This is a genomic window from Variovorax sp. LjRoot175 (assembly GCF_964253805.1).
Lineage (GTDB): Bacteria > Pseudomonadota > Gammaproteobacteria > Burkholderiales > Burkholderiaceae_C > Variovorax.
On sequence record NZ_CAXURY020000001.1, the window covers coordinates 3,558,751 to 3,578,849 of the forward strand.

Consider the following 20,099-nt stretch of genomic DNA (forward strand, 5'->3'; position numbering starts at 1 on the left):
GGCAGATCCCTCAGCGCCCGAGCCCGAATGGCTCACTAGCTTCCCTCCCCCGCGCAGAGAAACTGCACAATCGGCCGACCGCTTCAGGGCATCCTTTGCGTCCGCTCAAGGGCGGCTATGGGGCCCGAGGACTAAACCGCTGCCGCGGTAGCCCGCCGCGAAGACCGCGGCGTCAGTCCGTCATCGCGTCCCTGTCTATGTTTGGTGTGAGGCAATTGGCCTCGTCCATCGACAGGAGCACGACCATGACCGAATCCACCCAAGCCATCTCGACCTGGCACCACGCATGGGCGTCTCGATGTGTGGCGGAGTCGAAGTGGACCAACGATCAGGCTTGGCCGCGTTTGAATGCCTCCTTCCGCTCCTGACGCTCCGCATTGAACGACTCGCTCAGCGTCGCGGAAAGTTCTTCCCTGCGCATCTCTTTACCGCATTCCTGGCATATCGGACCCAATCCCGGATCCTTTCCGCACGGAACGTGCGTGTAGCGTATGGCCACCTCTTGCTTCCTGGACTTGCACCAAGTCTCACCCCAGGCGCGAAATGCCAGAAATACGGGGTAAAACCCGACACCCATTTTGGTGAGGTGGTATTCGCTCCGCAGCGGCCTTGTGCTGTACGGCCGGCGTTCAATCATCCCGTCTGATTCGAGTTTCTTCAGCCGATCCGCCAGCATCTGTGGCGTGGCTTTTATCTGTGCCTGGATCTCCTCGAAGCGATGGCTCCCGAGAAACAACTCGCGCAGCACCAGAACCGTCCAGCGGTCGCCGACGATTTTCTGAGCCAGCGCGACCGGGCAGACGGTGTCGTCGGCCACCGACGGCGACGCCCTTTTAGCCATTTTCTTCCTCACAGTTCATGTGGCTATGATAATCATAGGTATAGTTGTCGTGTTCGCGCGAGGGTCTACCCACCAGTCGCGAGCCGCGGCATCAGCCGATGCACCGCGAACAGAGCCCGCAGATACAGAAAGGTTTTCACATGTCTGAAGCTACCCAGCTAAATCTTGCCGCAATCGCCGACCGCTACGCTGCGGCATGGCTCTCCCACGACCCTCAGGCCATTGTCGCGCTCCATGCGCCTGACTCGACCTTTCAGGCCCATGGCCGCAGCGGAGAGGTCAAGGGCAAGGCTGCGCTGCTCAAGGAGTTCGCCGGGGTGTTCGAGCTCTACCCCAATTTCGGCGTCGAGATACGCCGCCTTCTTCTCGGCGACAAGCACTGGACACTCGATTGGGACCTGACGTTCCACCCCCCCGGCAAGGAGCCCAGAAAATTCCATGCGCTGGATGTCGTGGAAGTGGATGGTGACGGACTTGTCACAAGGAAAGATACCTTCTTCGATTTCGCTCAAGTGAAAGCAGCACTCGATGCGAAATGAGGGCCAAGACATGACGGACGTAAAAACCCCCACCGCCGCCCCAATGACACCGTTGTTCGACCGAGCGTTGATCAAGGCGCTGCCGGTCGAGCATTTGTGCGATCTCAGCATCGATCTGGAGCTCGGCCAGGTGATCAAGACCCACCTCGGGACCCGCTTGACCTTCGTGGTGAAGGGTGGACGCTTCGAAGGCCCCCGCTTCCGGGGTGAAATGCTGCCGGGCGGCGGCGACTGGGTCCACCTCGGTGCCGACGGAATCAGCCGCATGGATGTTCGCGCCACCTTGCGCACCCATGACGGTGTTCTCATTCACTATGACTCGCAAGGCCTCCTCAGGTACCCGGCGGATGGTCGTGCGCGTCTGGCCAAGGGCGAGCGATTGTCGTTTGATGAAACATACATCCGTCCAACGCCCAGGTTTGAGACGTCCGACGAGCGCTATTCATGGCTTTCCGGAATGGTCACCGTCGGCTACGGCGAATACGGGCCTGGCCGGATCGATCATCGGATGTATTGCATCCTGTGACATGACCTGCGCAGAACGCGATGAGCAGTGCTGCGCAATGCCCCGTCTCACGCTTCGCTCCCGCAAGGGATGCTTGCTGGGGTGCTGCGACTTCGCTGGCAGTATGCCTCGCGCGCGAAGCATTTGCGCGCCTGGACGCAGCCGCGATCCGGGACCTCGGCATGAGCCGCTCAGAGTTCGATTCGTACTGGGTCGAGACCCACGGCCTCACTGAGTGGACCCGAATGCGCGTCCAACGCGCCAAGCGGGAAGGACCCCACGGCGCAGAGAGCCGGTGAATTCGGAGAATTTTTAGTGCCTGACACGCAATACTTGTTGCTCTTCATCGCCACAGGCTGGCTGTTGAACCTCGCGCCCGGGCCGGACGTGCTGTACATCGTCACCAATTCGCTGAGGTCCGGAACCAAGGCCGGCTTGGTGGCGGGGCTGGGCATCACAGCCGGTGGTCTTGTGCACATCTTCGCAGCCGCGCTGGGCATGAGCGCCCTGCTGGCGACGTCGGCGACCGCATTCGCCACGCTGAAGTGGATCGGGGTAGCGTACCTGCTGTGGGTCGGCACCAAACTGCTGCTAGCCAAAGCACCGCCGCGTCATGCGGAGATGACCGACCTAGCGCAGGCGCGGCCGGCCGCGAGCTTGGTGGTTGTGTTCCTCGGGGGCTTCTGGACCAACGTGTTGAACCCGAAGGTGGCGATGTTCTTCCTGGCCTTTGTGCCGCAATTCATTGCACCGGATGCGCCCAACAAGGCATGGACCTTCGTGCTGTTGGGCACCTTGTTCAAACTCAACTCCCTGCCGTTCAACTGCGGCTGGGCGCTGGCTGCCGGCTGGATGGCCCAACGCGGCGCCGTCCAGAGCGTCCTGCATTGGCTGGACCGGGTGGCGGGCGCCATGTTCGCCGGATTCGGCATCAAGCTGGCCCTGACCGACATCCCCTCTCGTTAACTGCCGTCCAAGCTAGCTCTCCCAGTGAGACGCCCGGCCGACCGCGGTTCGGATGCCGGCCCAGCGTATTCAGCGCGCCCCGGCAATCATCCAGCCGGCCGGCGTCTCGTTGCTCTCACGATAGGCGCTTGCTTGCTCCGGCTCGATGGGCCGTACCTCGAAGGCCAAGCCGCAGGCTAGGCACGGATTGTCTGCAGCGATGCGGGCCGCCTCTTCCAGGCTGCCCGCCAGCACAAACCAATACCCGCCGATCACTTCCTTGGCTTCGGTGAACGGCCCGTCCGTGACGCCGGAGCGCGTCACCAGCTTCGCTGCTTTCGCCAGGCGCTGCCCCGACTTGAACCGGCCTCCCGCGACCAGCCTCGCGTGCCACACATAGAAAGCGTCGATGGCCGCCTGGATTTCTTTGGGCGACAGACCCCACTTGTCCTTGCACCAGCCGCAGGCGCTTTCCTGCTCGCCGTTGCCGACGATGGCGTCCCAAAGGCGATCGGTTTCTGCCTGATCCTCGGTCGCCACCTGGAACGAGAACGCTTCGTTGCGCTCGAAAGCCGACCCGCCATTCAGCCCGAGGCAAGGAATGCCCATGACTGTGAATTCCACCGCCAGGACATCGCCCTCCTTGCCCGAGGGAAAGTCGCCCGGCGCGCGGTACACGGGGCCTACGAAACTGTCCGGAAAGGTCTTCGCGTAAAACTGCGCAGCTTCCAGCGCGTCGCGGTTGTATCAGAGGCAGATCGTGTTCTTGCTGGGTGCGGAACGCCACTGGTCCTTGCCCTGACGCGCGCAGCCTCCCTCTGAAATCAGACGGGTGAGTAGACGTACTTTGCCTCGGTGCGTCGCTGGAACTTGCCTTTCGCAGCCCTTGAGTCGCGGAACGTTGCCTTTTGCTTGGTCATTTTTAGACCTGCGGCCGAAGGTCTCGTGGGCCCGTTGCGGTCTTTCAGTATCAAGAGAAGCTGACCTTCGTCAAAGTTACTGAACGGCCAACTGCCGCCGCTCATCAGTGGCGGCTTTCGGGGGCCCAGGTGAAGGGGACATGCCGCAGTGTGTCCGAGACGATGGAGAGCCTGGCGGGCAGCATCCAACTGGTGCTGAGCAACGCGCGACTGGCCGCGACCGTCGCGGTAGCGTACGCGCGGCTGGCGAGTTGAGGGCGAACGGCCCGCGCCGCGCCGCTCAGCCGGCCCAGCGGACCTTGTGCAGCGTGCCGGAGTCGCCCTCCCAGTCGCGCGCATCGGGCTCGGTCCAGCGCGTACCCTTCGCGCTCGCAATCTCCATCGAGGTGCTCTCGAAGGCCCCCTGCGCCGCCGTGCCCTGCACCGTTGCGGTCTTGCCCGCGGCGTCCTTGTAGCGGGTGAGCGTGCCTTTGGCGACGGCGCCCACCGAGAAAGACGGCACGTCGCCGCCTTGAATGTCGATCGGCACGCTCTTCGCGGGCAGCCACTTCGTGACCGCTGGGCCGAGCACGGCACCGAACATGCCGCCCTTCTTACCCGAAAACACAGCCTCGAGCGCGCTGCGCTGCGCGTCGCTGGCGCGGCTGTCCAGGTACAAGCGCGCGGTGCCGTTGCCGGCAAAGAAATTGCCGGGCCACCAGGCCGCGAGCGCGGCACGGCAGCCGCCCACGTCCTGGCCATCGATCGCGCCCTTCTCGATGTCGATCAGCAACGCGCCGGCGCACCAACCCTGGTCCGGGACGGTATCCGGGCCGAGCCAGCACGGGCACAACGCCTTGCAGCTGCACATCTCGAGCATCGTCGCATCCATCTGCCAAGCCATCGTCGTCTCCTTCTCGGCCGCTTGAAACAGCCGCCGCTCGCGCAACCCAGCCGCACGTTAACTATAGGCAACGGCGAGTCGAATTTCCAGGCAGCGAGCCTGGCCTCAGCCCAGCACCAAGACCCCCAGGCCCGCCGCGATCATCAACGCGCCGACGACGCGCGCGGCTTGGCGCCCGAAGGGGAGCGCCTTCTCCACCAACACAGCGACGGACAGCAGCGCGATCCACAGCAGGTTCATCACACCCGCGACGAAGAGCAGCGCCATCAGCAGCCAGCAGCAGCCGACACAGAAAGCGCCGTGCCGCAGGCCCATCGTCACCGCGCCGGTCCACCCGTCGCGCCACTCGGTGAGCAGAAAGCCGAGGGGAAGCCGGCACTTCGACAGGCAGACGTTCTTGATGGGAAGAAATTGGTAGACGCCCGCCGCGATCAACAGCAGCGCGTTCAACACGACGCTGGAGCTGCGCATCGTGGGTCCGAGCAGATCGGTCGCGTGCAGCGCCCATTGCGCGGCGGTTGCAAGTACGCTGTACCCGCCCCACACCAGCAGGTAGCCGAGCAGGAAAGCAGCCGTCGCTGCGATCGGCGAGAGCCCCGCGGGCCGCGAGCGGCTCACGTTCAGGTAGGCGAACAGCATCGGCGCCGCACTCGGCACCATCATGCCGACCATCATCACCGCCCACATGGCCAAGCCGAGCGCGAACTCCCGCGCGCCCCACTCTCCCATCGGCATCAGCCACATCGCGCGCGAGCTGTGCAGTGCGCTGTCCATTGCTGCCATCGCTTCGGCCATGATCGCCAGATACAGCCACGCGAGAGCAACGAGCAGCACCAGGCACGCCCCCACCAGCCGGCGATCGCGCCGTGCGCGAGCGAGCCGCGCGTCGGCGAAGGCATTCAACACGGCCGCTCCCACTGACTACAGGGATGAACATTTTAGGCCCGCGCATAGGAGCAGCGTAGTTCCCGGGCTCGCGCTCGATGCCGATGAACTAGGGGGGCGGCAAGGGGGTGGTGTCTCAGACGGCCGCTTCAGCGAGCGGCGTCGTCACGCAGCTGAAGGCGCCTATCCCTTCCATCAAGCATCAAGGCCGTTCAGCCAAACGTTGAGCGTCAGCTTTCTGGTGCCGAATCTTGAGGAGCGAATGGCGGAGATGGGTCGAGAGCGGCGTCGAGCGGCTGCTTCTGGCATCCACATTGAATGGCTGGTGATGGCCGACTGTAGCCGCTGGCTACCGCACGCTGCCTCCAACGAAAGCCGCAACCAGACCAAGGCCCGGTCCTCGGCCGTACTGCCAGGGTCGAAGGCTCGTCAGGAAGCAGGTCGACACTGACGTGCAGCACGGGAGTTCACAATGGCAAATTATCCCTCGCAAATCAATCTTAAGGTATAAGAACCACCCGTCTTGAGTTATACCTTTCAATGTGGAGATAAGGTATAATTATCAGCCATGGCCAGCTTCCACAATGACGCACTACAGACGCTGTATTCCTCTGTCAGCGAGCGCGCCAGCGCGCAGTCCCACATCCCGCTGCACTCTCCCGGGTCCGCAGCCCAGAAGACTGTTGCCGGCAAGACATACCTCTACTGGCGGATGTACCTAGCGTCAGGAAAACACAAGGAATCCTCGCTGGGGCGTGCGGGAGACCCTCGTACCGATGCTGCGCTCGAGGAGAAGCGCCTCGAGAGCGCTGAGATGCGCGAGCTCGCCGCCGACGTCCAGCTTCTGCGCAAGGCGGGCTTTGCTGCCGCGGACAACTCTTCGGCGCTAACCCTCGCTACGCTCTTCAATGCCGGAATCTTCAGCCACGGCGGGCTTCTCGTCGGCTCTCATGCGTTCGGCGCGCTCCTGAACAGCCTAGGCGTTCGGCTAGCTGCGAACTATGCGACAGAGGACATCGACATTGGAAGCGCCGGGGCAATCTCGGTGGCCATTCCCCAGGACCGCAGCTTTCTCGACATCCTGCGTGACAGTAGCGTTCCCTTCTTCGAGGTTCCGGAGTTGGACCCGCGGAAGCCTCCAACCGCCTTCAAGGCCCGCGGTCGGCCACTCAAGGTTGACCTGCTCGTGCCGGGTTCCGAGGCGTACGAAACGAAGCCCTTGCCTGAGATACGAGCACACGCGACGGGCCTGCCATACTTCGGCTATCTGGTTTCAAACGCGACGCGTGGTTTCGTCCTAGGCAAAGAACATGTGGTCCCGGTGATGATGCCGGACCCCGCAAGGTTTGCCGTTCACAAGCTCATCGTCAGCACGCTTCGCGACCCGTCGCGCGCGCTCAAGGCAGACAAGGACCGCCGACAGGCCATGGTGCTGATTGACGCGTTGATGGAGAAGTTTCCAGACTGGCTCACAACAGCTGTCGGCGACCTGGATAAAAGCGCTCGTCCTCGGGTTGCTTTGGCCGCTACCCAGGCCATGAATCTTGTCTCCAACTCGTCAGAGCGCGCTCGGGATTTTCTGGCTGATTTGAGCTCCCACTCGTAGCTCTAAGCGTGCGCGGTGCCGCCGGCGGCTCCGAATTCGCAGGATTGCGCACGCACCGCCGATGTCCGCTCCTGGCCGAACTGTGCCATAGCACGGAATGCACGAGGCGCGCCGGAAGCGAACCTGCGTTACGTTGCTCGGCACGTGCCCCTCGGCTCCAAGGTGAGCGGACGGGTTGGAATTTGCGCACTCTATTTCTTACGCCTTGCAAGCAAAGCTGCCGGAAATAGGTCGTTTTGAAACTCCCAAGCGGCTGAGATGCGAGCAGCACCAAGGCCCTCTGCGCTCGGCAACGCCTGTCGAGCTCCTTCGGCACCATATTTCGCGTGACCACCACCACCGACCGCGGCGGCGCCTCCCCTTCGCTCTGTTCGAGGACTCAGGAAAGTGGCATCCTCAGGCCAGGAGGTGCCGGCCGCACGTCCAACGGAGGTCGGCATGCCCGCTCGTTCCATCGCGTCCTTGTCTCTCAGCTTCGGATTGGTCTCCATCCCGGTCAAGTTGTATTCCGCGACCGAAAGCGCCGCAACGGTCAAGTTCAACTTGCTGGCCGAGGACGGCTCTCGCCTCAAGCAGCAATATGTTTCGGAGAAGGATCAGACCACCGTCGTTCCCCGTTCGGAAATGGTCAAGGGGTACGAGTTCGAAAAGGACCGCTACGTCCTGTTCACCCCTGACGAGTTGAAGGCCGTGGAAGAAAGCGCGACCCACACGATCGACATCGTTGCCTTCATCCCGGAAAAGGCGGTCGACCCCCTCTATTACGACAAGGCGTACTTCATCGCACCCGACAAGCGCGGCGCCAAGCCGTACACCCTCTTGCGCGCGGCGATGCGCAAGAGCGGCCGCTGCGCGCTCGCGAAGTGGGCCTGGAAGGGAAAGCAGTACATCGTCCAGGTCCGCGCGGCAGAGGACGGCCTGGTGCTGCAGCAACTGCTCTACGCCGAAGAGGTGCGGTCGATGAAGGACCTCGAGATCGAGGAGATCACGCCTTCCGATGCGGAGGTGAAGCTGGCGCTCCAGCTCATCGACCAGATATCCGAGGAAAGCTACGACCCGACGCAGTTCGAGGATGAAGAAAAGAAGCGAATCCTGGCAGCCATCGACGCGAAGATCGCCGGGAAGCAAATCGTCGCCGCGGAGCAGCATGAGCCGCCTGCGAGCGGCCAGATCATCGACCTGACCGAGATGCTGCGCGCCAGCCTGGCACGGGGCGGCGCGAAGCGCCCGAGTCGCGTGCCGGCCGCAGAGGCAGTCACGGTACTGGCATCGAAAGAGCGCAAGGGCGCGAAGCGAGCGCCCAAGACCGCCGCTCCAGCTTCCCCGGCAAGCGCGCGATTGAGGAAGTGAGCAACGATCCGTCGGAGGCACCGCACACCCTGCGCAGCATTCAGGAGATGTTGGGTCTCTCCCGAAGTGCGATTGCAGGGCTGATAGCGAACGGCTTCGTGAGTCCCTCGCGCGGACCGCGCAACGAGTACCGTTTTTCCTTTCGCGATGTCGTGCTTCTGAGGACCGCCCATCAGCTGCAGGCGGCCGACATCTCGACTCGCAAGATCGTGCGCGCGCTGCAGCGACTGAAGGCGACGCTTCCTGCGGAGTTGCCGCTGACCGGACTGCGAATCACCGCGGTGGGAAACACGATTGCGGTCCGTGAGCGCGACAGCCAATGGGAGGCCGAATCAGGCCAACTGCTCATGGACTTCGAGATCGCCGCAGCGCGCGGTTCAGTGTCCTTCGTGGAACACCTGCGCAGCGAAGATCCGAGCTTGGGGCAAGCTCTTGCAGACGAGCTGTTTGCACAAGGAGAAGACCTCGAAACCAGAGACGGCGAAGCCGCCGAGCTCGCCTACCGAAAGGCGTTGGCCTTCGCTCCCAACCATGCGGATGCCTATCTGAACCTCGGCGCGATGCTGTGCGAATCCGAACGGCATGCCGAAGCCGTGGCTCTCTACGACGAAGCCCTCGCCCACTGCCCGCGTGAGGCGCTGCTGCATTTCAATCGCGCCGTGGCACTGGAAGATCTGGGGCAGCTGACCGACGCGCTCCAATCCTACGAGCGATGCCTGGAGCTCGATCCCGCCCTCGGCGACGCGCATTTCAATGCCGCCAGGTTGCATGACCATCTCGGCCACAAGCAGGAGGCCATTCGGCACTTCAGTGCCTATCGGCGCCTCCAGAAATAGTCGAGCGCAATGCGCGCTTGCCGCCCGGCAAGCCCAGCCGCTTCGCCAGCCGTGCAAGGGAGACAGCGTTTGAGCTTTCTTGTTTGTTGGAATACAAATCACGATGTGACCACTCCTCAACCTCAGAGCCGCCACCCTTGTCCACCCGCATCGCCCGCCTGACCCCTTTGCCCGAGAATGTGCTGAGCCTGTCGGCGTCGGGGCGCGCATGGAACGGCGTGCACGTCGACATCACCGAATTCCATTGCGCGGGCCGGGTGGTTCATCACCTGTGCTACGAGACCGAAACCCGCCTCAGCGTTCTGCTGGAAGAGATCGGAAGCCACTGCGAGCCCCGCCTGCGCGAGGACCAGCCCTGTCCGATCGGCTACATGCCCAGGCACATGCACTTCGCGCCGGCCGGCATGGAGATGTGGGGCTACAGCGCCGACACGCGCTTCGTGAAGGACGCCACCCTGAGCTTCGATCTCGCGATGCTGGGCGAGCGGCTGGCTGTCAAGTTCGACGCCGATGCGACCGCCACGCCGCGGCTGCGCTTTTCCGACGATCGCATCTGGACCCTGGTCAGGCTGCTGTCCGACGCGGTGAACGACCCCGATCCGTCGACGCAACTCTATGGCGACGGGCTGACCGCAGCGATCACGGCGCGACTCTTCGCCCATCCACCGGAGCCCGGCGCGGACGACAAGGGCCTGGCTCCCTGGCAGCTTCGGCGTGTCGTCGAGTATCTGGACGCGCAGCTGCCCAAGCGCGTCGACCTCGGGCAGTTGGCGGCGCTGGCGGGTCTGTCGCAGTCGCACTTCAGCCGGGCATTCAAGGCCTCGACCGGGATGGCGCCCTACCGCTGGCAACTCGACGCGCGCATCCGGCGGGCGCAGGCTCTGCTGATCGACACTCGCGCCGACCTGCGCGAGCAGGTGCGGCGCGGCGAATTCCGCGCCGATCTCTTCTTCAGGCTCGATGTTCTCCGCGTCGAACTGCCGCCGCTGCGCGCGCGCCCCGGCGACCTCGATCTGCTGGTGCCCTATCTGCTGAAGAAGGCGGCGCGGACCACCGGTGGTCCGCCGAAGACGGTGAGCCGCGCGGGCTTCGAACTGCTGCGCGCGTTCACGTGGCCGGGCAATGTGCGCGAACTCGAGCACACCTTGCTCAGGGCGCACCTGACAAGCACGGGCCTCTGCATCGAGGCCGATGCGCTGCTGGCGAGCGCGCCCGCGCTGGCCTGCGCGGGCGCCGCGCCGTCGAGTGTTGCCATCGCCGCATGCTCGTCATTGCGCGAAGCGAAGCGCTCGGCGCTGAACGCGTTGTCGAACGCCGCTTCGTGGAAGACGCGCTGGCGATGACCAACGGCAACATCAGCGAAGCCGCGCGGCTGTGCGACATGCAGCGCGCGTCGCTGAACAAGCTGGCGAAGAAGTACGCGATCGTCCGGCCCAATGGGGCCGAAGATTCGTCGGCAGTGCCGGGCGTGAAGTGAAGCTTTCGCGGCACCGGCCGCGGCACCCGCAGCGCGGCAACGACTCAGCCGCCGGCTATTCGGCTCACCAGCGCCTTCGTGAAAGCGGCGGTCCCGGCGCTGCCGCCCAGGTCGCCCGTGCGCACCTTGTCGATGTTCAGCGTCTCGTCGATGGCCTTGCGCAAGCGCCCCGCGAGTTCCGGCAGCTTGCAGTGATCGAGCATCAATGCGGCGGCCAGCAGCAGCGCGGTCGGATTCGCGACACCCTTGCCGGCAATGTCGGGCGCTGAGCCGTGCACCGCTTCGAAGATGGCCGCGTCGGCGCCGATGTTGGCACCGGGCGCCATGCCCAGGCCGCCGACGAGCCCCGCCACCAGGTCGGACAGGATGTCGCCGAACAGGTTGGTCGTGACCAGCATGTCGAACTGCCAGGGGTTGAGCACCAGCTTCATCGCGCAGGCGTCGATGATGACCGTGTCGAGTTCGAACTTGCCCTTGTACTTGCGCTCGTACAGCTCGAGTCCGGTCTCCAGGAAGATGCCGGTCAGCGCCTTCATGATGTTGGCCTTGTGCACGATCGTGACCTTCTTGCGGCCGGTCGCGACGGCGGTCTCGAATGCATATTCGAGCAGGCGGCGGCTGCCTTGGCGCGTGTTGATGCCGGTGGCCATCGCCACTGCATGCGGATCGCCGTCGATCGGCACGTAGTGCTCGTGACCGATGTACAGGCCCTCGAGATTCTCGCGCACAACCATCAGGTCGACGTTGTCGAAGCGGCCGCCGGGAATGATGGTGCGCGCGGGGCGCAGATTGGCGTAGAGCTGGAACTCCTCGCGCAGGCGAACGTTCGAGGACCGATAGCCGCCGCCCGATGGCGTTTCGAGCGGTCCCTTCAGCGCAAGACGCGTACGGCGGATGCTGTCCAGCGTGGCTGCAGGCAGCGGGTCGCCAGCCAGCTGCACGCCGGCGAGGCCGGCAACCTGGCGGTCCCACTCGAAAGGCGCGTGCAAAGCATCGAGGGCGGCGAGCGTCGCATCGACGATCTCGGGGCCGATGCCGTCCCCGGCGATCAAGGTTGCGGGAATGACATCGGACATGGGGTGACTCCAGGAAGTAAAGAAGCGCTCGATTCGGCAGCGCGGACCGGGCGATTATCGACGGACAATCCGGTGGTCCCCACGCATGAACCGCGCCGCGACCGAACACATGACCAGACTTGACGACCCCCTCCATGATGCCGAGATCGGCTCCCGCGACAGCACGATCGATACCACCCGCATCGACGACGTACGCATCGGCGCCGTCCGCCCGCTGATGACGCCTGCGCTGCTGCAGGAACGCGTGCCGGTGCGCGACGACACGCTCGCGCTGGTGGAAGCCAGCCGCGCCGCGATCGCCGACGTGCTGCACGGCCGCAGCGACCGGCTCGTCGTGGTCGTGGGGCCCTGCTCGATCCACGACCACGACCAGGCGCTCGAATACGGCCACAGGCTGAAAGCCGTGGCCGACGAGCTGCAGGACGACCTGCTGATCGTGATGCGCACCTACTTCGAGAAGCCACGCACCACGGTGGGCTGGAAGGGCTACATCAACGACCCGCACCTCGACGGCAGTTTCGCGATCAACGAAGGCCTCGAGCGGGCGCGGCGCCTGTTGCTGGAGCTGACGACGCTGGGCCTTCCTGCCGGCACGGAGTTCCTCGACCTGCTGAGCCCGCAGTTCATCGCCGACCTGATTGCCTGGGGCGCCATCGGCGCACGAACGACGGAAAGCCAGAGCCACCGGCAGCTGGCCTCGGGACTGAGCTGCCCGGTCGGCTTCAAGAACGGCACCGACGGCAGCATCAAGGTCGCGGCCGACGCGATCCTTGCGGCGCGGGCTCCGCATGCGTTCATGGGCATGACGAAGATGGGCATGGCCGCCATCTTCGAAACCCGCGGCAACGACGACTGCCACGTCATCCTGCGCGGCGGCAAGACGCCCAACTATGCCGCCGCGGATGTGGCCGCGACCTGCGAGGCGCTGCGCGCGCTGGGCCTGCGCGAGCAGGTCATGATCGACGTCTCCCACGGCAACAGCAGCAAGCAGTACCAGCGCCAGATCGACGTCGCGCAGGACGTGGCCGGGCAGATCGCCGCCGGCGAGCGACGCATCGCCGGCGTGATGATCGAAAGCCACCTGGAGGAAGGCCGGCAGGACCTGGTTCCAGGCGTCGCGCTCAAGCGCGGCGTGTCGATCACCGATGCATGCATCGGTTTTTCGCAGACGGTGCCGGTGCTGCAGGAACTTGCCGCGGCGGTTCGGGCGCGGCGGCGGCTCTCCGACGGACGTCGTTAAACGCAAGCTGCGGTTCGTTGCCGGCGGTCCGCGCGCGCCCTCAGTCCTCGGCGCCGCGCGACTTCTGCCCTTCCGCCAGCAGCCATTCCCGAAACGCGGCGAACGCGGGCAGGTTCAGGCGATCCGGCCGATAGCACAGGTAGTGGCCCTGGTCGACCGTCACCGGCGCGCCGCAGGGGCTCTGCAGCGAAGCCTCCGCCAATTCCTCCTGCACCAGCAGCTTCGGCACCAGGCCGATGCCAAGCCCGTTCAGTGCGGCCTGTATCAGCGCGGAGTACTGAGCGAAGCGGGGTCCTGCGACGGTCTGTATTTCGGCCACCCCATGCTGCGACGCCCATTGCCGCCAGGCGGTCGGCGCGCCCTCGTGATGCAGCAAGGTGTGGCCGAGGATGTCGGCCGGCTGCGCGATGCGGTGCTGGCCGGCGGCCAGCGCGCGCGAGACGATCAGCACGAATTCGCGGCCCGCGATGTACTCGGAGACCACGCCCGGCCAACCGTCCGAGCCATAGCGGATGGCGGCGTCGACACCGGCAGGAATTCCGTCGGTCGGCTCCAGATGGCGACTGAAATTCAGCGTCACATGCCGGCTCTTCTGGCTGAAGGCCGGCAGCCGCGGGATCAGCCATTTGGTGAGAAAGGTCGGCACGCTCGCCAGCGTGAGAAGGCCGGCGCCGGCATCGCCGGATCGGGCCTCGAAGGTGGCGGTTTCGATCGCACGCAAGCCACCCGCGACCTTCTGCCAGTAGACCCGGCCCTGAGGGGTGAGTTGAACGCCGCGGCCGTTTTTCTGCAGCAGCGGACGACCCAGGAAGGCCTCCAGCCCGGCGACCTGCTTGCTGACCGCACTCACGGTGATGCACAGGGCGCCGGCCGCAAGCGTGATGCTCTCGTAGCGCGCCACGGCATCGAAGGCCAGCAATTCCTGGATGGTGGGGCAGTCGCGTTTCATGGTTCGGAAGATGACATGTCGGTGAAAAACACTTTCCTTCTGCTCAATCGATGTGATCCAACATTCACGCATCCGCGTGCGCTGTCTTCCTAGAATTCCGGTGCTGACACGATCTTGTGCAGCCAACACTAGAGCATCCGGAAAGTATGACCGGGCTAGCGCAAGATTGGGAGACAAGCTTGATTCGTGGCGCCGCACTGGCTTACGGCCTCTACCTGCTGCTGCCGATCGCACTGCTGGTGATCGGCAGCGCGGGAGGCAGCTGGACCAACAGCCTGCTGCCCCAGGGCGTCACCGGCCAGTGGTACGTAGACCTGTGGCAGGACAGTTCCTTCCGCAAGGCCTTCTTCAACAGCCTGGTGGTTGCGCTCTCGGCCTGCGCCATCAACACCGTGCTCTCGCTGCCGTTGGCCTATGCGCTCTACCATGGCGCGCACCGCAGCGGCAGCTTCGCGGCCCGCATCGTCAGCGCCATGCCGGTGGCGGTGCCCGCCATCACGCTCGGCTTCGGCTACGTGATCGTGTTCAACACCGACTGGCTGCCCTGGCTGGGCTCGATGCCGCTGCTGATCGCAGCGCATGCGATCAACACGCTGCCCTACCTCACCAACACGCTGCTGGCCGACCTGCGCCATCTCGGCCTGGACCGGCTGGAGCAGGCTGCGGCCACGCTGGGCGCCTCGGGCTGGCAGCAGTTCGCGGGCATCGTGCTGCCGAGCCTGCGCCAGAGCCTGCTCAGCGGGCTGGTGATGGTGGCGGCGATCTCGGTCGGCGAGTTCGGCCTGTCGAACCTGCTCACCAGCTTCCAGAACCGCACCTATCCGGTGGTGCTGCTGCAGGCCTTCTACGGCGCGACCGGTTTTGCCTGCGCATCGACCGTGATCCTGCTGCTGTTGGCCAGCGCCTCGGCCTTCCTGTCTTCCTCTCTCGTGAAAAAAAGCGCATGAGCCTGGTTCTCGATCACGTCCGCTACACCTACCCCGGCAGCACGCACGGGCTCGACGACGTCTCGCTCGATGTGCGCACCGGCGAGCTGGTGGCCGTCATCGGCCCGAGCGGCTCGGGCAAGTCCACTCTCCTCAAGCTGGTGTCGGGCCTGGAGAGCGGTCACACCGGCCGCATTGCCCTGGATGGCGAGGATCTGTCCGGCAAGCCGGTACACCGGCGGCATATCGGCATGGTGTTTCAAAGCTATGCGCTGTTTCCCCATCTGAACGTGCAGGACAACGTGGCCTACGGCCTCAAACTGCGCAAGGTGGCGACCGGCGCTCGCCGCAAGCGCGCGCAGGAACTGCTGGACCTTGTCGGCCTCGGCAGCTTCGCGCAACGCGCGGTCGCGCAGCTCTCGGGCGGGCAGCAGCAGCGGGTGGCACTGGCGCGAGCGCTCGCGATCGATCCGCGCGCGCTGCTGCTCGACGAGCCGCTCTCGGCACTCGATGCCGGCGTGCGCGGCCGCCTGCGCGACGAGATTCGCGCGATCCAGCAGCGCTTCAACGCCACCACGCTCCTGGTTACGCACGACCAGGAAGAGGCGTTGACCATGGCCGACCGCGTCGCCGTGCTGCAGGACGGCCGTCTGCTGCAGATCGCCACGCCGCGCGAGATCTACGAACAGCCGGCCAGCCGCGCGGTGGCCGAGTTCGTGGGCCTGTCCACCGTGCTGCCGGCCACCGTGGCAGCGCCCGACCGCATCGACCTCGGATTCGCCCTGCTGGCGGCGGCTACGCAGGGGCGCGCAACGGGCACCTCGGTGCATGTGCTGATCCGCCCCGAGCATGTCCAGCCCGACCCGGCACCCGACGCCCTCAATCGCCTGGCGGGCCGCACCAGCGCGCAGCGCTATCTCGGCGCACTCACGCGCTACGACTTCGAGGTGTCCGGCGCCGGCAAGCCCTTTCTTGCCGAATCGCGCGCGGCCGCTTCCCAGGCCATCGCCGTCGCGCCCGAGCACATCCGGCTGCTGGACGACTGAAGCCGCCGATACATCCATCCCAACCCGTACCCAGGAGCACTTCATGCAACGCAGACACCTGATCCAGGCCGCCGGCTCGCTGCCCTTGGCAGCGCTCGCCGCCCGCACCGCCTTTGCTTTCGACGGACCCGAGCTCTACGCCGGCGAAAAGGCGCTCTATGCCGAAGCGCAGAAGGAGGGCCTGTGCGTCTCCTTCGACACCGGCCCCGAATGGGCCAACTGGAAATCGCTGTTCCGCGATTTCAAGAAGCGCTACCCCGACATCGAGCTGACCTACAACGACATCGGCTCCGCGGCGACCGTGGTGGCGCTCGAGAAGACCCGGCGCCGCCCGCAAGCCGACACCGCGTACTACTTTGCCGCCTCGGCCGTCGATGCCGCAAAGAAGGACGTGGTCGCGCCCTTCAAGCCCGTTTCCTTCGACAAGCTGCCGGCCGTGTTCAAGGAGCCCGAGGGGCGCTGGTTCACCATCCACACGCTCAACATCGCCTTCCTGATCAACAAGAAGCTGGTGAAGAACATCCCCGCGAGCTGGGCCGACCTGCTCAAGCCCGAGTACAAGAACACGGTGGTCTACCTCGACCCGCGCTCCACCGGCATCGGCCAGGTGCTGACTTTCGCCGCGGCCTACGCGAACGGCGGCGGCGTGGACAACGTGCCGCCCGGCACCGACTACCTCGGCAAGCTGCATTCGGCCGGCAACGTGCTTCGCGTGGAAGGCACCACGCCCTATGCCAAGTTCCTCAAGGGCGAGATTCCGATCTGGATCAGCTACGAGAACGACGGCCTGAAGGCCAAATACGTCGACGGCATGGGCGACGCGGCCGAAGTGGTGATCCCGAAGGAAGCGAGCGTGGCGGCGCCCTACGCGATCAGCTTGGTGAAGAACGGACCGAACCCGAACGCCGGCAAGCTGTGGCTCAACTTCATCATGAGCGAAGCCGGCCAGTCGCTCTTCGCGCAGGGCTTCGTGCGACCTGCGGTGCCCGGCACGCCGCTCGCGCCGGATGTCGCGGCCAGGATGCCGGCTGCGCCGCAGGTCCGTCCGCTCGATGTGGTCAAGGCCTCAGAGCGCAAGGCCGAGGTGGACCGCCTCTGGGCCCAGGCCACGGTGGGCAAGTAGGCGATGATTCGGCGCTTCGGTGCCTGGCCCGCCTGGGCCTTCATGGCGCTGTTCTTTCTGGCGCCGCTGGTGGCGCTGCTGCCCGAGGCCTTCGCCGAAGGCGGCGGCGCCTTCGCACGCCTCTTTGCCAACCCGTTTTTCTACGGCGCGCTGCGCAACACGCTCGCGCTCGGCCTGGTGGCCGGTGCGCTGTCGGCCCTGGTCGGCACCTGCATCGCGATCGAACTGGCGCGGCAGCCCGAGCCTCGCCGGCAATGGATGATGACGCTGCTGGGCTTGCCGCTGGCCTTCTCCGGACTGGTGATCGCCTACGGCTTCATTCTGGCGTTCGGGCGCGCGGGCTTCGTCACGCAGTTGCTCGCCGGACTGGGCGCCGATCCGGCCGAGGTCGGAAGCTGGATCTACAGCGTGTCGGGGCTGGGCTTTGCCTATGCGTACTACCTGATCCCGCGCGTGGCGCTCTCGCTCTATCCGGTGTTCGCCAACCTCGACACGCGGCCGCTGCTGGCGGCGCGCACGCTGGGCGCCTCGCGCGCGCGAGCGTTCCGGGATACCGTGGTGCCGGAGGTCGCGCCTTCGGTGCTCTCCAATGCCTGCCTGGTGGCGGCGCTGGCGATGGGCACCTACGGTACCGCGCTGGCGCTGGTGGGAACGCAATTGAACATTCTTCCGCTGATGCTGCTGGCCCAGGTCAGCGACGGCGGGTCGGACTTCTCGATGGCAGCAGCCTTGTCGCTGGTGCTGATGGTGGTGTGTGTGATCGTGATGGGAGCAGGTGATGTCGTTACGCGCAGACGCGAACGCGGTGCTGTCGGTGCCGGTCATTGAGGCGCTCGAGCGCCTGGCGCAAAGGCAGCGGGGACCGGCGCACCACCGGCAGCCGGTGGCCGTGATCGGGCCCGGCGATGGCGGCCTGCGCGAATGCGATGCCGCCTACGCGGTGGCCTGGCATCTTGCACGCGCGGGCATGGCCGTGATCTGCGGCGGGCGCGGCGGCGTGATGGCTGCCGCCTCGCGCGGCGCCGTCGAGGCGGGCGGCATCGCGCTCGGCATCCTGCCTGAAGAGGACGACCGCGCCGCCAACGAATGGCTCAGCGTGGCCGTGCCGACCGGCATGGGCGAGATGCGCAACGCCATCATCGCGCGCAGCGGCGTGTGCCTGGTGGCGATCGGCGGCGGCATGGGAACGCTGTCGGAAATGGCGCTCGGCCTCAAATGGGGCAAGGCGGTGTTCGTGATGTACGGCGACGTCCCGCTGCCCGGCGCTGTGCCCGCCGAGAACGTGGACGAGCTGCTGGGCAGGGTCGCGGCCTGCCTGCTTGCCTGAGGATCCGAAACGGCGGAGTGCCGCTTACTTCGCCGTCGGCATCACGAACTCGGCGCCCTTGGGCGTGCTCTCGGGCCAGCGCTGCATGATCGACTTCTGCTTGGTGTAGAAGCGCACGCCTTCCTCGCCATAGGCGTGCATGTCGCCGAACAGGCTCTTCTTCCAGCCGCCGAAGCCGTGCCAGGCCATCGGCACCGGGATCGGCACGTTGATGCCCACCATGCCGACCTGGACGCGGCGCGAGAACTCGCGCGCCACGTTGCCGTCGCGCGTAAAGCAGGCGACGCCGTTGCCGAACTCGTGGGCATTGATCAGGTCCACGGCCTCCTTCAGGTCGTGGACCCGCACGCAGGAAAGCACCGGGCCGAAGATCTCTTCCTTGTAGATGCGCATCTCGGGCGTGACGTGGTCGAACAACGTGCCGCCCATCCAGAAGCCGTTGGCGCAACCCTCGCCTGCCTGCGCGGCATCGAAGCGGCGGCCGTCGACCACCAGCTTCGCGCCTTCCTTCTCGCCCTGCGCGATGTAGCCGGTGATGCGCTCATGCGCCGCGCGCGTGACGATCGGGCCCATCTCGGCCGCGAGGTTCTCGCCGTCGAGCACCTTGAGCGTCTTCGCGCGTTCGATCAGCTTCGGCATGATCTTGTCCGCCGCGTCGCCCACCAGCACCGCGACGCTGATCGCCATGCAGCGCTCGCCGGCCGAGCCGTAGCCCGCGCCGATCAACGCGTCCACCGTCTGGTCGATGTCGGCGTCGGGCATCACCACCATGTGGTTCTTGGCACCGCCCAGCGCCTGCACGCGCTTGCCGTGGCGCGCGCCGGTCTCGTAGATGTAGTTCGCGATCGGCGTCGAGCCGACGAAGCTGATCGCCTTGACATCGGGATGCTCGATCAGCGCGTCGACCGCCTCCTTGTCGCCCTGAACGACGTTGAACACGCCGTCGGGCAGGCCCGCTTCCTTGAGCAGCTCGGCCATGCGCAGCGAGGCGCTGGGGTCGGTCGGGCTGGGCTTGAGCACGAAGGTGTTGCCGGCCGCGATCGCGACCGGGAACATCCACATCGGCACCATCACCGGGAAGTTGAAGGGCGTGATGCCGGCCACCACGCCGAGCGGCTGGCGCAGCGTCCAGTTGTCGATGCCGGTGGAGACCTGGTCGGTGTAGTCGCCCTTGAGCAATTGCGGGATGCCGCAGGCGAACTCGACGATGTCGATGCCGCGCGTGACTTCGCCCTGCGCGTCGGTGAAGACCTTGCCGTGCTCGGCCGTGATCAGATGAGCGAGCTCGTCGCGATGGCGGTTGAGCAGCTCGAGGAACTTGAACATCACGCGCGCGCGGCGGATCGGCGGCGTGTCGGCCCAGGCCGGAAAGGCGGCCTGCGCGGCGGCCACCGCCGCATCGACGTCGGCGCGGTTGGCCAGCGCGACATTGCCGGTCACGGCACCGGTGGCGGGATTGAAGACGTCCTGGGTACGCGACGAAGCTCCGCCGGCACGGCGGCCCGCGATGTAGTGCGCGATCGGGGTGGGAACGGAGATCTTGGTGGTCATGGCCGGGCCGGTAGTGGAGGGAATGGCGGCCAGTCTAGAAAGCCGCGCCGCTGTTGCCTAGGCGCTGGCGCTGA

General features: G+C 65.6%; 21 protein-coding genes and 1 pseudogene. 14 read left to right on the plus strand and 8 right to left on the minus strand.

The genetic code is table 11. The features are described 5' to 3' along the window. Positions 1 to 328: 328 nt before the first annotated feature. Entirely contained in the window at positions 329 to 817 is a 489-nt protein-coding gene (locus ACSQ89_RS17660; protein WP_436292741.1) for a winged helix-turn-helix transcriptional regulator, read from the minus strand. Between the two features lie 164 nt (positions 818 to 981). Between ACSQ89_RS17660 and ACSQ89_RS17665 the strand changes: the two genes are divergently transcribed. The 3 genes from ACSQ89_RS17665 (at position 982) to ACSQ89_RS17675 (ending at position 2,851) form a co-directional block, all read left to right on the plus strand. Next, entirely contained in the window at positions 982 to 1,380 is a 399-nt protein-coding gene (locus tag ACSQ89_RS17665; protein ID WP_436292740.1) for a nuclear transport factor 2 family protein, read from the plus strand. 10 nt (positions 1,381 to 1,390) lie between these two features. Next, positions 1,391 to 1,906 (plus strand): DUF3237 domain-containing protein, encoded by a 516-nt coding sequence (locus ACSQ89_RS17670; protein ID WP_436292739.1) that lies wholly within the window; start codon positions 1,391 to 1,393, stop codon positions 1,904 to 1,906. Positions 1,907 to 2,200: 294 nt separating this feature from the next. Continuing rightward, a complete protein-coding gene (locus ACSQ89_RS17675) occupies positions 2,201 to 2,851 on the plus strand; it encodes a LysE family translocator (protein WP_436292738.1) in 651 nt (216 codons plus the stop codon). 69 nt (positions 2,852 to 2,920) lie between these two features. On the opposite strand, the gene ACSQ89_RS17680 is transcribed toward ACSQ89_RS17675, so the two are convergent. The 4 genes and pseudogenes from ACSQ89_RS17680 to ACSQ89_RS17695 all read right to left on the minus strand — a co-directional run bounded on the left by ACSQ89_RS17680 (position 2,921) and on the right by ACSQ89_RS17695 (position 5,536). After that, positions 2,921 to 3,253, minus strand: coding sequence for a YciI family protein (locus ACSQ89_RS17680; protein WP_436296620.1), 333 nt, complete (start codon positions 3,251 to 3,253; stop codon positions 2,921 to 2,923). Beyond that, positions 3,239 to 3,562: pseudogene (locus ACSQ89_RS17685) on the minus strand (VOC family protein); the annotation flags it as partial. The pseudogene ACSQ89_RS17685 and the gene ACSQ89_RS17680, both read right to left, overlap by 15 nt. 468 nt (positions 3,563 to 4,030) lie before the next feature. Beyond that, on the minus strand, positions 4,031 to 4,633 hold the full coding sequence (locus tag ACSQ89_RS17690; RefSeq protein ID WP_436292737.1) for a DUF1326 domain-containing protein: 603 nt from the start codon (positions 4,631 to 4,633) through the stop codon (positions 4,031 to 4,033). A gap of 105 nt (positions 4,634 to 4,738) precedes the next feature. Beyond that, on the minus strand, positions 4,739 to 5,536 hold the full coding sequence (locus ACSQ89_RS17695; RefSeq protein ID WP_436292736.1) for a DUF2182 domain-containing protein: 798 nt from the start codon (positions 5,534 to 5,536) through the stop codon (positions 4,739 to 4,741). A gap of 550 nt (positions 5,537 to 6,086) precedes the next feature. Between ACSQ89_RS17695 and ACSQ89_RS17700 the strand changes: the two genes are divergently transcribed. From ACSQ89_RS17700 to ACSQ89_RS17720, 5 genes are all read left to right on the plus strand, one after another. Further along, positions 6,087 to 7,124 carry a GSU2403 family nucleotidyltransferase fold protein gene (locus ACSQ89_RS17700; RefSeq protein WP_436292735.1) on the plus strand — a complete coding sequence of 346 codons (1,038 nt, stop codon included), beginning with the start codon at positions 6,087 to 6,089 and terminating at the stop codon, positions 7,122 to 7,124. A 438-nt stretch (positions 7,125 to 7,562) separates the two neighbouring features. Beyond that, positions 7,563 to 8,474 (plus strand): Ku protein, encoded by a 912-nt coding sequence (locus tag ACSQ89_RS17705; protein WP_436292734.1) that lies wholly within the window; start codon positions 7,563 to 7,565, stop codon positions 8,472 to 8,474. After that, positions 8,471 to 9,310: a tetratricopeptide repeat protein gene (locus ACSQ89_RS17710; protein ID WP_436292733.1), complete on the plus strand. Its 840-nt coding sequence runs from the start codon at positions 8,471 to 8,473 to the stop codon at positions 9,308 to 9,310. Before ACSQ89_RS17705 ends, ACSQ89_RS17710 begins: the two co-directional genes overlap by 4 nt. A gap of 137 nt (positions 9,311 to 9,447) precedes the next feature. Further along, positions 9,448 to 10,653: a helix-turn-helix domain-containing protein gene (locus tag ACSQ89_RS17715; RefSeq protein ID WP_436292732.1), complete on the plus strand. Its 1,206-nt coding sequence runs from the start codon at positions 9,448 to 9,450 to the stop codon at positions 10,651 to 10,653. After that, positions 10,632 to 10,787 carry a helix-turn-helix domain-containing protein gene (locus ACSQ89_RS17720; RefSeq protein WP_436292731.1) on the plus strand — a complete coding sequence of 52 codons (156 nt, stop codon included), beginning with the start codon at positions 10,632 to 10,634 and terminating at the stop codon, positions 10,785 to 10,787. Before ACSQ89_RS17715 ends, ACSQ89_RS17720 begins: the two co-directional genes overlap by 22 nt. Before the next feature lie 44 nt (positions 10,788 to 10,831). Here the strand turns inward: ACSQ89_RS17720 and ACSQ89_RS17725 are convergent, their stop codons facing one another. After that, a complete protein-coding gene (locus tag ACSQ89_RS17725; protein ID WP_093108128.1) occupies positions 10,832 to 11,863 on the minus strand; it encodes an isocitrate/isopropylmalate dehydrogenase family protein in 1,032 nt (343 codons plus the stop codon). Positions 11,864 to 11,972: 109 nt separating this feature from the next. Between ACSQ89_RS17725 and ACSQ89_RS17730 the strand changes: the two genes are divergently transcribed. Next, positions 11,973 to 13,103: a 3-deoxy-7-phosphoheptulonate synthase gene (locus tag ACSQ89_RS17730; protein ID WP_436292730.1), complete on the plus strand. Its 1,131-nt coding sequence runs from the start codon at positions 11,973 to 11,975 to the stop codon at positions 13,101 to 13,103. A gap of 40 nt (positions 13,104 to 13,143) precedes the next feature. On the opposite strand, the gene ACSQ89_RS17735 is transcribed toward ACSQ89_RS17730, so the two are convergent. Continuing rightward, on the minus strand, positions 13,144 to 14,052 hold the full coding sequence (locus ACSQ89_RS17735; protein WP_436292729.1) for a LysR substrate-binding domain-containing protein: 909 nt from the start codon (positions 14,050 to 14,052) through the stop codon (positions 13,144 to 13,146). Positions 14,053 to 14,198: 146 nt separating this feature from the next. On the opposite strand from ACSQ89_RS17735, the gene ACSQ89_RS17740 reads away from it, so the two are divergent. Genes ACSQ89_RS17740 through ACSQ89_RS17760 form a run of 5 tightly spaced genes read left to right on the plus strand, consistent with a single transcriptional unit; the run spans position 14,199 to position 18,474 of the window. Next, positions 14,199 to 14,999 carry an ABC transporter permease gene (locus ACSQ89_RS17740; RefSeq protein ID WP_436292728.1) on the plus strand — a complete coding sequence of 267 codons (801 nt, stop codon included), beginning with the start codon at positions 14,199 to 14,201 and terminating at the stop codon, positions 14,997 to 14,999. Continuing rightward, positions 14,996 to 16,024, plus strand: a complete 1,029-nt coding sequence (locus tag ACSQ89_RS17745) for an ABC transporter ATP-binding protein (RefSeq protein WP_436292727.1) — start codon at positions 14,996 to 14,998, stop codon at positions 16,022 to 16,024. The genes ACSQ89_RS17740 and ACSQ89_RS17745 overlap by 4 nt, the downstream gene beginning before the upstream one ends. Before the next feature lie 43 nt (positions 16,025 to 16,067). Then, positions 16,068 to 17,147, plus strand: a complete 1,080-nt coding sequence (locus ACSQ89_RS17750; RefSeq protein WP_436292726.1) for an extracellular solute-binding protein — start codon at positions 16,068 to 16,070, stop codon at positions 17,145 to 17,147. Positions 17,148 to 17,150: 3 nt separating this feature from the next. Next, entirely contained in the window at positions 17,151 to 17,975 is an 825-nt protein-coding gene (locus tag ACSQ89_RS17755; protein WP_436292725.1) for an ABC transporter permease, read from the plus strand. Beyond that, positions 17,926 to 18,474, plus strand: a complete 549-nt coding sequence (locus ACSQ89_RS17760) for a TIGR00725 family protein (RefSeq protein WP_436292724.1) — start codon at positions 17,926 to 17,928, stop codon at positions 18,472 to 18,474. Before ACSQ89_RS17755 ends, ACSQ89_RS17760 begins: the two co-directional genes overlap by 50 nt. Before the next feature lie 24 nt (positions 18,475 to 18,498). On the opposite strand, the gene ACSQ89_RS17765 is transcribed toward ACSQ89_RS17760, so the two are convergent. After that, positions 18,499 to 20,025 (minus strand): CoA-acylating methylmalonate-semialdehyde dehydrogenase, encoded by a 1,527-nt coding sequence (locus ACSQ89_RS17765; protein ID WP_093108130.1) that lies wholly within the window; start codon positions 20,023 to 20,025, stop codon positions 18,499 to 18,501. Positions 20,026 to 20,099 lie beyond the last annotated feature (74 nt).